Here is a 12,589-nt window from a genome sequence, read left to right as displayed (position 1 = left end):
TGCTCGCGGTTACGTGGGGCCCGCACGGCGGGAGCCGAATCCCGCCGGCATCAAGGAAGGACGTGGCATGCGATACATCCGCGGGCTGCTCGTCGCCCTCTCGGCGGGCGCCCTGACGCTCGGCATGGTCGGCACGGCGCAGGCCCTCACCGGCGGTGCTCCGGCAGTGACCTCCGTACGCGGTGGAGGGGCCGACACCCTCACCGACAGCTGCCAGGGCATCTTCGGCTCCTGCACGCAGTCGCTGAGCTTCGCTCCGGAGCTCCTGGGCGACATCTCGCTCCTCGACGCGGCCAGGATCCTCGACCCGAGCGAGCTCGTCGGCACGAGGGGGCTCATCAACACGAGCTCGCTCCTCGGTACGACCGACAAGACCGCTACCACCGGAACGACGGCCGCCACGGGCAAGACGGGCACCACGGAGACGACGGGCGCGGCCGGGAAGACGGGCGCGGCCGGGAAGACGGGCGCGGCCGGGAAGACGGGCGCTGCCGGGTGAGTGAAGCGGCGGCCCGCGGGACGGGCCGCCGCCCCGGGAAGCTCGCCGGGCGGGAGCGCCGCCGCTTCGAACACGCTGAGCAGCGGCGGCCGTTCGCTCCCATGGCGATACGTAACAGTGACCGCGTGTACGGGTGGCGTACACCTCGGCTTCTGAGACTGTTCCACCATGGCGCACTACGCACTCGTGGGGCCGTCCGAGACCCGGAGACCCCGGCTCGGCCGCCCTGTTGGAGGTTCTCGGTCGGCGGCGGTGGGCGGCGTGGTGCTGCTGCTGCCGGACGGCGAGCCGATGTCGGGACGGCGCGCTTCGCCGTGGGCGCACCTGGGTGTGCTGCCGCTCGGGCGGGCGCTCGTCAGGGCCGGGCGGGCCGAGGGGCTCGTCGGTCATGTGGTGCGCTACCGGGGGCGCGGCTGGAACGGTTCGGACGCGGAGCTCGCGGCGGACGCCTCGTGGGCGGTCGGGGAGGCGGTGCGCCGGTACGGCGACGTCCCCGTGTGTCTCGTCGGCCACGGGATGGGGGCGCGGGCGGCGCTGCGGGCCGCCGGGCACGACGCCGTCGGCGCGGTCCTCGCGCTTGCCCCGTGGCTGCCGGAGGACGACGTGGCGGCGGAGCCGGAGCCGGTACGGCAGCTGGTGGGGCGGCGCGTGCTGATCGTGCACGGCACGAACGACGCCCGTACGGACCCCGAGTTGTCGTTCCGCTTCGCGGCGCGGGCGAAGAAGGCCAACCGCGACACCTGCCGCTTCGAGGTCCACTCGGACGGTCACGCGCTGCGCCAGTACGCGGCCGAGGTGCAGGCCCTCGCCGCGGACTTCGCGCTGGGCGCGCTCTTCTCCCGGCCGGTGGCCCGGCCGGTGGCGGACGCGCTGGCGGCGCCCCCGCCGCTGGGCCTGCGGATGCCGCTCGCGGCGGGCTTCGGGGGCTCGTACCGGCGGCGTTAGGGGAGCAGGTGGCCTCGCCTGCTCAGGAGGAACTTCTTGAAGGCGGCGACCGGCGCCGTGTCGGGGTGGCCGTCGAGCCAGGCGACGCCGATCTCGCGGACCGCGCGCGGCGCGGTGACGGTGAGTTCGACGACGCCGGGGCGCGGGACGGCGGGGGGCGGCAGGAGGGCGACGCCGAGGCCCGCGGCGACCAGGCCGCGGAGGGTCTCGGCCTCCTCGCCCTCGAAGGCGACGCGGGGCTTGAAGCCGGCCTCGGCGCACAGGTCGTCGGTGATGCGGCGGAGCCCGTACCCCGGCTCCAGGGTCACGAAGGTCTCGTCGGCGGCCTCGGCGAGGCGGACGCGGCGGCGGCCCGCGAGCCGGTGGTCGTCGGGGACGACGAGCCGGAGCCGCTGCTCGTCGAGGCGCCGGGCGACGAGGTCGGGGGCGTCCGGCACGGGCGAGGTCAGACAGAGGTCGAGGTCGCCGGCCCTGAGCCGCTCGATCATGGCCTCGCCGTAGTTCTGGACGAGGGTGAAGCGGACGCGCGGGTGGTCGACGCGGAAGGCGCGGATGAGGCCGGGGACGGTCTCGGAGCCCATGGTGTGGAGGAAGCCGAAGGCGACGCGGCCGGCGGCGGGGTCGGCATCGGCCCGTACGGTGTCTGCGGCCCGTTCGACCTCGGCGAGCGCCTTCTCGGCGGCGGTGAGGAAGCGGCGGCCGGCCGGGGTGAGGGAGACCGTGCGGCCGCGGCGGGCGAAGAGCGAGACGCCGAGGTCCTGTTCGAGCCGGACCATCGCCCGGGAGAGCGTGGACTGCGGCACGCCCATCTCGGCCGCGGCCCGGGTCACGTGCTCGTGCCGGGCGACGGCGGCGAAGTACGCGAGCCTCGGGGCCAGCAGCAGTCCCATGTCTTCTTCGTTACTGTTCGGTGACAGCCGAGGCTGTGACCTGTACTCATGCGCCATGGGAACGATTACAGCAGTTCCGTGCATTGGACGCATGAAACGGACCGTCCTACGTTCGAGACATGCCTCCCGCCAGTACCAAGGCGGCCGCCACCAACGCGTCCGCCGACACCCGCCTCTCCCCCGGAGCCCCCGGCTACCGCCGGACGAGCCTCGCGCTCTTCGCCGCCGGACTGGCCGCCTTCGCCCTCCTCTACTCCACGCAGGCCCTCCTCCCGGCCATCTCGGCCGAGTTCGGCGCCACCGCCTCCGCCGCCTCCTGGACGGTCTCCGCCGCGACCGGCGCCCTCGCCCTGTGTGTCCTGCCGCTCAGCGCCCTCTCCGAGCGCTTCGGGCGGCGCGCGATGATGACCGCCTCCCTCTCGGTCGCCGTCGCCGTCTCGCTCCTGGTGCCGTTCGCGCCGAACCTGGAGTCGCTGATCGCCCTCCGCGTGCTCCAGGGCGCCGCGCTCGCCGGGCTCCCGGCCTCCGCGATGGCGTACCTCGCCGAGGAGGTCCGGCCCAAGGCGCTGATCGCGGCGATCGGTCTCTTCGTCGCGGGCAACTCGATCGGCGGCATGAGCGGCCGGATCGTGACCGGCTGGGTCGCGCAGATGTGGGGCTGGCGCGCGGGTCTGGCCGCCGTCGGCCTGACCTCGCTGCTGTGCGCGATCGCCTTCCGGGCGCTGCTGCCGAAGGCGCGGCACTTCACGCCGGGTCCGGTGAACCCGAAGGTGCTGGTGAGCGCCGTGCGGACGCATCTGTCCGACCCGCTGCTCGTCCGGCTGTACGTGATCGGCGCGCTGTTCATGACGGTCTTCGGCGCGGTGTACACCGTGATCGGCTACCGCCTGGTCGAGGCGCCGTTCTCGCTCCCGCAGGGCGTGATCGGCTCGATCTTCCTGGTCTACCTGGTCGGTACGGTCGCCTCGGCCGCCGCCGGAAAGCTCGTCGGCCGGCTCGGCCGGCGCGGGGCGCTCTACCTGGCGGTCTCCACCACCGCGGCGGGTCTGCTGCTGTCGCTCTCCGACTCGCTCGCCGCGGTCCTGGCGGGCCTGGTCCTCATCACGGCCGGCTTCTTCGCGGGCCACGCGGTCGCCTCCTCCTCGGTGAGCCGCACGGCGAAGACGGCCCGCGCGCAGGCCTCGGCGCTCTACCAGTCCGCGTACTACCTGGGCAGCAGCGCGGGCGGCACGCTCGGCGCGATCGCGTTCCACGCGGGCGGCTGGGCGGGCACGGTCCTGATCGGCCTCGTCGCGGTCCTCGGCGTCGTCTCCGTGACCCTCTACGGGAGCCACAGCGCCAGGGTCGCGGCGCGCCGGCCACAGCTCGCCGCCGCCTGCAACTGACTCGCTCCCCCTGACGTCCTAAGCATCAGGACTCAAGGGGGAGTTGACGATCATGAAGCGAATCACGAAGTACATAGGCAGAAGAGCCGGAGTCGCGACCGGTCTCACGGCGCTGGTGGTGCCGATGACGATCGCGCTCGGTACGGCCCCGGCGCAGGCGGCGTCCTGCAACGTGACGACGGGGCCGTACCAGAAGCAGGTGGAGAAGTTCCTCGGCCGTACGGTCGACGGGCGCCAGTCGCTCGCCGACTGCAAGGCCATCCAGGCGTTCCAGTCGAAGCACGGCATCACCCCGGCCGCGGGGTACGCGGGGACGATCACCTGGCGCACGATGAACACGATGCTCCAGCAGAAGGCGGCCGGGACCAACCCGAACAAGGACCGCAAGTGTCCGACCAACCGGGGCCGGATCGCCTGCGTCGACCTGACGCGCCAGCTGACCTGGATCCAGGACGGCTCGCGCCTCAAGTACGGGCCGGTTCCGGTGCGTACGGGCAAGGACGGCACCGAGACCCGTACCGGCTCCAAGAAGATCTACTGGCGGAACATCAACCACTGGTCGACGCTCTACCACGTCTCCATGCCGTACTCGCAGTTCTTCGACGGCGGCCAGGCCTTCCACTCGACGACCAAGTCCATGTGGAACCCGCCGGGTTCGGGCGGCTGCGTCAACATGCGCCCGGCCGATGCCAAGGCGTACTGGAACCTGCTCAGGAACGGCGACGACGTGTTCGTCTACGGACGCAAGGCGGGAACCTGACCACGGCTGTCAGTCGGCTGCGGTAGCTTCCCTCTCACCGGCACCGGACGGGTGCCGGTGAGGGGTGAGTGGGGTGTGGACCCGATGAGTGACGCCGCGACCGCGACGACCGAAGATCTCGACAAGTACCGCAGGGAGCTGACCGGTTACTGCTACCGGATGCTCGGATCCTCCTTCGAGGCGGAGGACGCGGTACAGGACACGATGGTGCGGGCCTGGAAGGCCATCGGCACCTTCGAGGGCCGCTCCTCACTGCGGTCCTGGCTCTACCGGATCGCGACCAACGTGTGCCTGGACGCGCTGAACGCGGGCAACAAGAGAGCGCGGCCGATGGACCTGACCTCCCCGACGCCGGTCGCCCAGGCGCAGCTCGTCAAGCAGCCGGAGATCACCTGGCTGGAGCCGGTCCCGGACGGGCGGGTCCTGCCGTCGGTCGCGGACCCGGCGGAGACCGCCGTGCACCGGGAGACCGTGCGGCTCGCCTTCGTCGCCGCCCTCCAGCACCTGCCGCCCAAGCAGCGGGCCGTGCTGATCCTCCGCGAGGTGCTCGCCTGGAAGGCGAGCGAGGTCGCGGAGCTCCTCGAACTCTCCGTCGCCTCGGTGAACAGCGCCCTCCAGCGGGCCCGCGCGACCCTGGCCGAGCAGGCGCCGGCCACCTCCGACCCGGCGAACCCGCTGGACGAGGAGCAGAAGGCGCTCCTGGAGCGCTATGTCGCCGCCTTCGAGGGCTACGACATGAAGGCGCTGACCGCGCTCCTCCACGAGGACGCGACGATGTCCATGCCGCCGTACGACCTGTGGCTCCAGGGCCACGACGACATCGTGGGCTGGATGCTGGGCGTCGGCGAGGTCTGCTCGGGCTCGAAGCTGGTGCCGACCGTGGCGAACGGCTCCCCGGCGTTCGCGCAGTACCACCCGGACCCGGCGGGCGGCTTCGCGCCGTGGGCGCTGATCGTCCTGGAGCTGCGCGAGGGCAAGGTCGCCGGGATGGACTTCTTCCTGGACACCGAGCGCTGGTTCCCGCTCTTCGACCTGCCGGCGCGGCTGGAGGCGTAATCGGGCCGAGGCCTGGTCGGTCGGACAGGCCCTAGTCGGGCCGGAGGCCCAGGGTCTCGTCGAGGCCGGTCAGCCGGAGCAGGGCCCGTAGCTCGGGTCCTGCTCCGTGGAAGCGGATGCGGTGGCCCCGGCGGCCGGCCGCGAGGCGCAGGCGGGCGAGGGCGTCGACGGCCGAGAGGTCGGCGTGCGTGAGGGCGCCGACCTCGCAGACGACGTCACCGGGCGGGGCGGCGCCGAGCTCGGCGCAGAGCAGGGCCACCTCGCCCCGCGTGGGGCGGGCGGGCAGGGTCACGACGAGCGGCTGACTGGTGTCCACATGCCTTGAGACCGTCCCGGGGCCCGGAACTCATCGGCGTCGCGCCTCCGCGTACCCCTACGCTGTGGATCATGACTCACGAGCCTGTCGAACTGGTGATCTTCGACTGTGACGGTGTTCTGGTGGACAGCGAGCGGATCTACTGCCGCGTGGACCGGGAGGTGTTCGCCTCCCTCGGGGCGGAGTTCACCGAGGCGGAGATGGTCGAGCACTTCGTCGGCTCCTCCCACGAGATGCTCACGGCCATCCTGGAGGAGCGCCGGGGACGGCCGCTGGAGCCCGACTGGAACACGCCCTTCCGGCAGCGGTACGAGGACGCGCTGGACGCCGAGCTGACGGCCGTGGAGGGCGTCACGGACGTCCTGGACGCCCTGCCGCTCCCGTACTGCCTCGCCTCCAACGGCAGCCACACCAGCATCCGCAGGAACCTGGGCCGGGCCGGGCTGCTCGACCGCTTCGAGGGCCGGATGTTCAGCGCCCGCGACGTCGCCCGCGGCAAGCCCGCCCCGGACCTCTTCCTGCACGCGGCGGCCACGATGGGTGTCCCCCCGGAGCGCTGCGCGGTCGTCGAGGACAGCCCGTACGGCGTCCAGGCCGCCCGCGCGGCCGGCATGCGCGCCTTCGGCTACTGCGGCGGCCTGACCAGGGCGGACCGTCTGATGGGCCCGCGGACGGTCGTCTTCGACGACATGCGGGAGCTGCCGAGGCTGCTCGGGGAGCCGGTGTAGCCGTACCGGTGGAGTCGTACGTCCCACCGGCTCCCGTCATGGCGAGCGTCAGGCGATGCGGTCCAGGACGATCGGGTTCGCGGTGAACCCGGTGCCCGGGGCCGCGATGTCCCAGGAGCCGTTCAGGGACTTCAGCGCGTAGTCGAACTTCTCCGGGGTGTCCGTGTGGAGGGTCAGCAGGGGCTGGCCCGCGGTCACCGTGTCGCCCGGCTTCGCGTGGAGCTCGACGCCCGCGCCCGCCTGCACCGGGTCCTCCTTGCGGGCGCGGCCCGCGCCCAGGCGCCAGGCGGCGATGCCGATGTCGTAGGCGTCGAGGCGGGTCAGGACGCCGGTCGACGGGGCGGTGACGACGTGCTGCTCGCGGGCGACCGGGAGGGTGGCGTCCGGGTCGCCGCCCTGGGCCGCGATCATCCGGCGCCAGACGTCCATCGCCGAGCCGTCGGCGAGCGCCTTGGCCGGGTCCGCGTCCTTGATGCCGGCCGCGGCGAGCATCTCGCGGGCGAGGGCGATCGTGAGGTCGACGACGTCCTGCGGGCCGCCGCCGGCCAGGACCTCGACGGACTCGCGGACCTCCAAGGCGTTGCCCGCGGTCAGGCCGAGCGGGGTCGACATGTCGGTGAGGAGCGCGACCGTCTTCACGCCGCTGTCGGTGCCGAGCTGGACCATGGTGGAGGCCAGCTCGCGGGCGTCCTCGATGGTCTTCATGAAGGCGCCGGTGCCGACCTTGACGTCCAGGACGAGCGAGCCGGTGCCCTCGGCGATCTTCTTCGACATGATCGAGGAGGCGATCAGCGGGATGGCCTCGACGGTGCCAGTGACGTCACGGAGGGCGTAGAGCTTCTTGTCCGCCGGGGCCAGGCCGTCGCCGGCCGCGCAGATGACGGCGCCGGTGGTGTCGAGGACGTGCAGCATCTCCTCGTTGGAGAGCAGCGCGCGCCAGCCCGGGATCGACTCCAGCTTGTCGAGCGTGCCGCCGGTGTGGCCGAGGCCGCGGCCGGAGAGCTGCGGGACGGCCGCGCCGCAGGCGGCGACGAGCGGGGCGAGCGGGAGGGTGATCTTGTCGCCGACGCCGCCGGTGGAGTGCTTGTCGGAGGTCGGGCGGGAGAGCGCGTCGAAGTTCATGCGCTCGCCGCTGGCGATCATGGCGGCGGTCCAGCGGGCGATCTCCGCGCGGTTCATGCCGTTCAGCAGGATCGCCATGGCCAGGGCGGACATCTGCTCGTCGGCGACGACGCCGCGGGTGTAGGCGTCGATGACCCAGTCGATCTGCTCCGGGCTCAGCTCGCCCTTGTCCCGCTTCGTGCGGATGACGGAGATGACGTCCATGAGGTGGTGCCTCTTTCTACGCGCATAGAGGGGGAAAGGAAGAGCGGCCCTTCCATCGTGCCGGAAGGGCCGCTCCGAGGGTTACTTCCTCAGGTGGTCCGGGCCGAACGCCTGCGGCAGCATCTCGGCCAGGGTCAGGAACCCGGCGGGCGTCTCCAGGACGAGATCGGGGCCGCCGAACTCGAACAGGAGCTGCCGGCACCGGCCGCACGGGACGAGGGACTCGCCCTGGCCGTCCACGCACACGAAGTGCGTAAGACGGCCGCCGCCGGTCGCCTGGAGCTGGGAGACGAGCCCGCACTCGGCGCACAGGCCCAGTCCGAAGGAGGCGTTCTCCACGTTGCAGCCGGAGACCGTCCGCCCGTCGTCGACGCGGGCCGCCGCGCCGACCGGGTAGCCCGAGTACGGGGCGTACGCGCGGGACATCGCCTCGCGCGCCGTGACCCGCAGGGCCTCCCAGTCCGACGCCGGGAGCGGCGTCGTCACTTGCCCTCGCCCTTGCGGTAGCGCATGCCGTCCGCCTTGGGCATCCGCAGGCGCTGCGCGGAGAGCGAGAGGACCAGCAGGGTCACCACGTACGGGGTCGCGCTGACGAACTCGACCGGGACCGTCTCCGTACCGAGGTACCAGATGAGGACGCCGACGCCGATGACGATGCTGACCGAGGACGTGATCCAGCGCTTCTTGTACGCCTTCCAGGCCGCCAGGACGACGAGGACCGCGAAGAGCAGCAGGAGCAGCGCGTGCACGGACTCGCCACCGCTGCGGAGCTGGAGCGCGTCGGCGAAGCCGAACAGGCCGGCACCCATCGCGAGGCCGCCCGGCCGCCAGTTGCCGAAGATCATCGCCGCGAGGCCGATGTAGCCGCGGCCACCGGTCTGGCCCTCGTTGTAGATGTGCGAGGTGACCAGGGAGAGGAAGGCGCCGCCGAGACCGGCCAGACCGCCCGACACGATGACGGCGATGTACTTGTACTTGTACACGTTGACGCCGAGGGACTCGGCCGCGATCGGGTTCTCGCCGCAGGAGCGCAGCCGCAGACCGAACGAGGTCTTCCAGAGCACGAAGAACGTGCCGATCACCAGCAGCACCGCGAGGATCGTCACCAGCGAGACGTTGGTGACCAGGCCACCGAGGATGCCGGCGATGTCCGAGATCAGGAACCAGTGGTGTTGCTCGATGTCGGCGAGCCAGTCGGACAGGCCGGGCACGGTGATCGAGGTGATGTCCTCGGCCGGCGGGGACTGCTTGGGGCTGCCGCCCTTGGCCGACGCCTCGCCGGAGTTGAACCACAGCTTGGCGAAGTAGGTGGTGACACCGACGGCCAGGATGTTGATCGCGATGCCGGAGATGATGTGGTCGACGCCGAAGGTGACGGTCGCGACCGCGTGCAGCAGGCCGCCGAACATGCCGCCCAGGATGCCGGCGAGGATGCCGATCCAGGGGTCGGTCTGCCAGCCGGCCCAGGCACCGAAGAAGGTGCCGAGGATCATCATGCCTTCGAGGCCGATGTTGACCACGCCCGCGCGCTCGGCCCACAGACCACCGAGACCGGCGAGGCCGATCGGCACGGCGAGCGAGAGCGCGGCGCTGATCTGGCCCGCCGAGGTGAGGTCCTGCGCCCCGGTGATGACCCGCACGGCCGACAGGGCCACGAGCCCGCCCGCGACGATCAGCAGGATCCAGGGCAGGGAGAGGCGGGTACGGCCGCCCTTGCCGCCGGGCGCCGCCTTGGGGGCCGCGGGCGGCGGGGTGGAAGTCGCCGTGGCGCTCACGCCGACACCTCCGTCGTGTCGTTGGAACGGGCCTGGGCCGCGAGCTTCTCGCCGACCTGTCGCTGCTGGCGCTTGAGGCCGTAGCGGCGGACGACCTCGTAGGCGATGACGACGCAGAGGACGATGACGCCCTGCATGACGCCGACGATCTCGCGGTCGTAGTTCTCGAACTCCAGCTGCTGGCCGCCGCGCTCCAGGAACGCCCAGAGGATCGCGGCGAGCGCGATGCCGATCGGGTGGTTCCGGCCGAGCAGGGCGATGGCGATGCCGGTGAAGCCGATACCGACGGGGAAGTCACCGCCGAACTCGTACGAGTCGTTGAGCAGCGTCGGCATACCGATCAGACCGGCCATGCCGCCGGAGATCAGCATGGACGTGACGACCATCCGCTTGACGTTCACACCGCTGGCCGACGCGGCCGTCTCGGACTGGCCGACGGTGCGCAGGTCGAAGCCGAACCGGGTGCGGGAGAGCGTGAACCAGTACCCGATGCCCGCGATGACCGCGACGACGACGAAGCCGTAGATCGGGGTCGGCGTGGTCGGGAACTCGAAGAAGTGCGAGGACTCCGGCAGCGGGGTCGTCGCCACCTTCGTACCGGCCGCGTCCAGGTGGCCGAGACGGCCGGGCTGGAGCAGGTAGCCGATGATCGCGGTCGCGATGAAGTTGAGCATGATCGTCGAGACGACCTCGCTGACACCACGGGTGGTCTTGAGGAGACCCGCGATGCCCGCCCACATCGCGCCGACGATCATCGCGGTGATGATGATCAGCGGGATCTGGATGATGCCCGGCAGGGTCAGCGCGCCGCCCACGGCGGCGGCGAAGAAGGCGGCGAGACGGTACTGGCCGTCGACACCGATGTTGAACAGGTTCATGCGGAAGCCGATGGCCACCGCGATGCCCGCCAGGTAGTACGTCGTCGCCTTGTTGATGATGTAGACCTGGCTGTCGGACTTGACGCCGTAGTCGAACATGATCCCGAAGGCGCTGAACGGCTCCTTGCCGGTCGCCGCGAGCACCAGGGCGGTGATCAGGAAGGCGGCGACGATCGCGAGCAGCGGCGCCGCGATCGCCAGGAGCACCCGCTCCTTGTCGAACTTCTTCATCGGGCCTCGTCCTCCGGGCCGTCGGTGCCCTCAGTGCCCGCAGGGCTCTCAGGGCTCTCATCGTGCTCAAGGTGGCCGGCGGCGGCGCCGGTCATGGCCGAGCCCAGCTCCTCCGGGGTGATCGTCGCCGGGTCGGCGTCCGCCACGAGCCGGCCGCGGTACATCACGCGCAGGGTGTCGGAGAGGCCGATCAGCTCGTCGAGGTCGGCGGAGATCAGCAGGACCGCCAGGCCCTCACGGCGCGCGTCGCGGATCTGGTCCCAGATCTGCGCCTGCGCGCCGACGTCCACGCCCCGGGTGGGGTGCGCGGCGATCAGCAGCTTGGGGTCGTGGCTCATCTCGCGGCCGACGATCAGCTTCTGCTGGTTTCCGCCGGAGAGGGAGGCCGCGGTGACGTCGATGCCGGGGGTACGCACGTCGTACTCGCGGACGATCCGCTCGGTGTCCTTGCGGGCGGCCTTGAGGTCGAGGATGGCGCCCTTGGAGTTCGGCTTCTCGGTGACGTGCCCCAGGATGCGGTTCTCCCAGAGAGGGGCCTCCAGGAGCAGACCGTGCCGGTGGCGGTCCTCAGGGATGCAGCCGATGCCGTCCTCGCGGCGCTTGCGCGTGGGGGCCTCGGAGATGTCCTGGCCGTCCAGGGTCACGACACCGCCGTCGGCGTTGCGCATGCCCATGATCGTGTCGACGAGCTCCGACTGGCCGTTGCCCTCGACGCCGGCGATGCCGAGCACCTCACCCTTGTGGATGGTGAAGCTGATCCCGCCGAGGACCGTGCGGACCACGCCGTCGGGGTCGACCGCGCTCAGCGCCAGGTCCTGGACCGTCAGCATCGGCACGTCCGTGACCGTGGACTCGCGGGTCTCCGGCGAGGGCAGCTCGGCGCCGACCATCAGCTCCGCGAGCTGCTTGGTGGTGGTGTGCTTCGGGTCGGCGGTGCCGACCGTGGTGCCGCGCCGGATGACGGTGATCTCATCGGCGACCGACAGGACCTCGCCCAGCTTGTGCGAGATGAAGATGACGGTCAGGCCCTCGGCCTTGAGCTCGCGCAGGTTGTCGAAGAGCGCGTCGACCTCCTGCGGGACGAGCACGGCGGTCGGCTCGTCGAGGATCAGGGTGCGGGCGCCGCGGTAGAGGACCTTGAGGATCTCGACGCGCTGGCGGTCGGCCACACCGAGGTCCTCGACGAGGACGTCGGGGCGGACGCCGAGACCGTACGCGTCGGAGATCTCCTTGATCTTGGCGCGGGCCTTGTCACCGATGCCGTAGAGCTTCTCGGAGCCGAGGACGACGTTCTCGAGGACGGTGAGGTTGTCCGCGAGCATGAAGTGCTGGTGCACCATGCCGACGCCGCGGACGATGGCGTCGCCGGGGCTGTTGAACGTCACCTGCTCGCCGTCGACCGTGATGGTGCCCTCGTCCGGCTTCTGCATGCCGTAGAGGATCTTCATCAGCGTCGACTTGCCCGCGCCGTTCTCGCCCACGAGGGCGTGGACGGTGCCGCGGCGCACGGTGATGTCGATGTCGTGATTGGCCACGACGCCGGGGAAACGCTTGGTGATGCCGCGGAGTTCTACGGCGTTCGGACTGCTGGTGCTGGAGGCTTTGATGACGCACTCTCCAAGGCAGGGAGCGTGAGGAGGACGAGGCGGGGACGCAGGCGCTGTCGGTGGCGAAAAATACCCTGTACGCCATGACGCTACGCGCGTAGCGTCGGGAAAATCGTTCAACTGCCCGCGGACATACGTGTGAAGGGGGCCCGGAGTGTCGGCCGAAGCCGCTCTCCGGGCCCCCTTTCCGACG

The 12,589-nt window shown here is 71.3% G+C and carries 13 protein-coding genes; 6 read left to right on the top strand and 7 right to left on the bottom strand.

Going from position 1 to position 12,589, the window contains the following annotated elements; genetic code table 11:
• Window positions 1-67: 67 nt before the first annotated feature.
• The gene (locus tag ASC82_RS03945) at window positions 68-499 is read left to right on the top strand and encodes a hypothetical protein (protein ID WP_056641613.1); all 432 of its coding nucleotides are present in this window, start codon (window positions 68-70) and stop codon (window positions 497-499) included.
• 168 nt (window positions 500-667) lie between these two features.
• On the top strand, window positions 668-1,444 hold the full coding sequence (locus ASC82_RS03940) for a dienelactone hydrolase (protein WP_056641610.1): 777 nt from the start codon (window positions 668-670) through the stop codon (window positions 1,442-1,444).
• Here ASC82_RS03940 and ASC82_RS03935 read toward each other — a convergent pair.
• Window positions 1,441-2,391 (bottom strand): LysR family transcriptional regulator, encoded by a 951-nt coding sequence (locus tag ASC82_RS03935; RefSeq protein ID WP_079039023.1) that lies wholly within the window; start codon window positions 2,389-2,391, stop codon window positions 1,441-1,443. The genes ASC82_RS03940 and ASC82_RS03935 overlap by 4 nt on opposite strands.
• Before the next feature lie 62 nt (window positions 2,392-2,453).
• Here ASC82_RS03935 and ASC82_RS03930 point away from each other — a divergent pair, with 62 nt between their 5' ends.
• The 3 genes from ASC82_RS03930 (at window position 2,454) to ASC82_RS03920 (ending at window position 5,535) form a co-directional block, all read left to right on the top strand.
• Complete coding sequence (locus ASC82_RS03930; protein ID WP_056641604.1) at window positions 2,454-3,719, top strand: MFS transporter; 1,266 nt, start codon at window positions 2,454-2,456, stop codon at window positions 3,717-3,719.
• A gap of 52 nt (window positions 3,720-3,771) precedes the next feature.
• Window positions 3,772-4,479: a L,D-transpeptidase gene (locus tag ASC82_RS03925; RefSeq protein WP_056641602.1), complete on the top strand. Its 708-nt coding sequence runs from the start codon at window positions 3,772-3,774 to the stop codon at window positions 4,477-4,479.
• 84 nt (window positions 4,480-4,563) lie between these two features.
• Entirely contained in the window at window positions 4,564-5,535 is a 972-nt protein-coding gene (locus ASC82_RS03920) for a sigma-70 family RNA polymerase sigma factor (protein WP_056641726.1), read from the top strand.
• Between the two features lie 31 nt (window positions 5,536-5,566).
• Here the strand turns inward: ASC82_RS03920 and ASC82_RS03915 are convergent, their stop codons facing one another.
• Complete coding sequence (locus tag ASC82_RS03915) at window positions 5,567-5,851, bottom strand: STAS domain-containing protein (protein ID WP_056641599.1); 285 nt, start codon at window positions 5,849-5,851, stop codon at window positions 5,567-5,569.
• Between the two features lie 71 nt (window positions 5,852-5,922).
• Here ASC82_RS03915 and ASC82_RS03910 point away from each other — a divergent pair, with 71 nt between their 5' ends.
• Window positions 5,923-6,579, top strand: coding sequence for an HAD family hydrolase (locus ASC82_RS03910; RefSeq protein ID WP_079039022.1), 657 nt, complete (start codon window positions 5,923-5,925; stop codon window positions 6,577-6,579).
• Between the two features lie 48 nt (window positions 6,580-6,627).
• Here ASC82_RS03910 and ASC82_RS03905 read toward each other — a convergent pair whose 3' ends face one another.
• The 5 genes from ASC82_RS03905 to ASC82_RS03885 form a co-directional block, all read right to left on the bottom strand.
• Window positions 6,628-7,905 (bottom strand): thymidine phosphorylase, encoded by a 1,278-nt coding sequence (locus tag ASC82_RS03905; RefSeq protein ID WP_056641595.1) that lies wholly within the window; start codon window positions 7,903-7,905, stop codon window positions 6,628-6,630.
• 81 nt (window positions 7,906-7,986) lie between these two features.
• A complete protein-coding gene (locus ASC82_RS03900) occupies window positions 7,987-8,391 on the bottom strand; it encodes a cytidine deaminase (protein WP_079039021.1) in 405 nt (134 codons plus the stop codon).
• Complete coding sequence (locus tag ASC82_RS03895) at window positions 8,388-9,680, bottom strand: ABC transporter permease (protein ID WP_056641593.1); 1,293 nt, start codon at window positions 9,678-9,680, stop codon at window positions 8,388-8,390. The genes ASC82_RS03900 and ASC82_RS03895 overlap by 4 nt, the downstream gene beginning before the upstream one ends.
• Window positions 9,677-10,789 carry an ABC transporter permease gene (locus ASC82_RS03890; protein WP_056641590.1) on the bottom strand — a complete coding sequence of 371 codons (1,113 nt, stop codon included), beginning with the start codon at window positions 10,787-10,789 and terminating at the stop codon, window positions 9,677-9,679. The genes ASC82_RS03895 and ASC82_RS03890 overlap by 4 nt, the downstream gene beginning before the upstream one ends.
• Window positions 10,786-12,396, bottom strand: coding sequence for an ABC transporter ATP-binding protein (locus tag ASC82_RS03885; protein ID WP_056641720.1), 1,611 nt, complete (start codon window positions 12,394-12,396; stop codon window positions 10,786-10,788). The genes ASC82_RS03890 and ASC82_RS03885 overlap by 4 nt, the downstream gene beginning before the upstream one ends.
• Between the last annotated feature and the right edge of the window lie 193 nt (window positions 12,397-12,589).

Origin of the sequence: Streptomyces sp. Root431, from assembly GCF_001426585.1 — a bacterium.
Classification (GTDB): Bacteria; Actinomycetota; Actinomycetes; order Streptomycetales; family Streptomycetaceae; genus Streptomyces; species Streptomyces stackebrandtii.
The sequence above is the reverse complement of the archived record's forward strand: the minus strand, read 5'-3'. Positions and strand labels throughout refer to the sequence as shown.

What these genes read in the sequence shown, in the direction of transcription:
- ASC82_RS03945 (WP_056641613.1), top strand. Translation starts at nt 68, where the DNA reads ATGCGATACATCCGCGGGCTGCTCGTCGCCCTCTCGGCGGGCGCCCTG.
- ASC82_RS03940 (WP_056641610.1), top strand. Translation starts at nt 668, where the DNA reads ATGGCGCACTACGCACTCGTGGGGCCGTCCGAGACCCGGAGACCCCGG.
- ASC82_RS03935 (WP_079039023.1), bottom strand. Translation starts at nt 2,391, where the DNA reads ATGGCGCATGAGTACAGGTCACAGCCTCGGCTGTCACCGAACAGTAAC.
- ASC82_RS03930 (WP_056641604.1), top strand. Translation starts at nt 2,454, where the DNA reads ATGCCTCCCGCCAGTACCAAGGCGGCCGCCACCAACGCGTCCGCCGAC.
- ASC82_RS03925 (WP_056641602.1), top strand. Translation starts at nt 3,772, where the DNA reads ATGAAGCGAATCACGAAGTACATAGGCAGAAGAGCCGGAGTCGCGACC.
- ASC82_RS03920 (WP_056641726.1), top strand. Translation starts at nt 4,564, where the DNA reads ATGAGTGACGCCGCGACCGCGACGACCGAAGATCTCGACAAGTACCGC.
- ASC82_RS03910 (WP_079039022.1), top strand. Translation starts at nt 5,923, where the DNA reads ATGACTCACGAGCCTGTCGAACTGGTGATCTTCGACTGTGACGGTGTT.
- ASC82_RS03905 (WP_056641595.1), bottom strand. Translation starts at nt 7,905, where the DNA reads ATGGACGTCATCTCCGTCATCCGCACGAAGCGGGACAAGGGCGAGCTG.
- ASC82_RS03890 (WP_056641590.1), bottom strand. Translation starts at nt 10,789, where the DNA reads ATGAAGAAGTTCGACAAGGAGCGGGTGCTCCTGGCGATCGCGGCGCCG.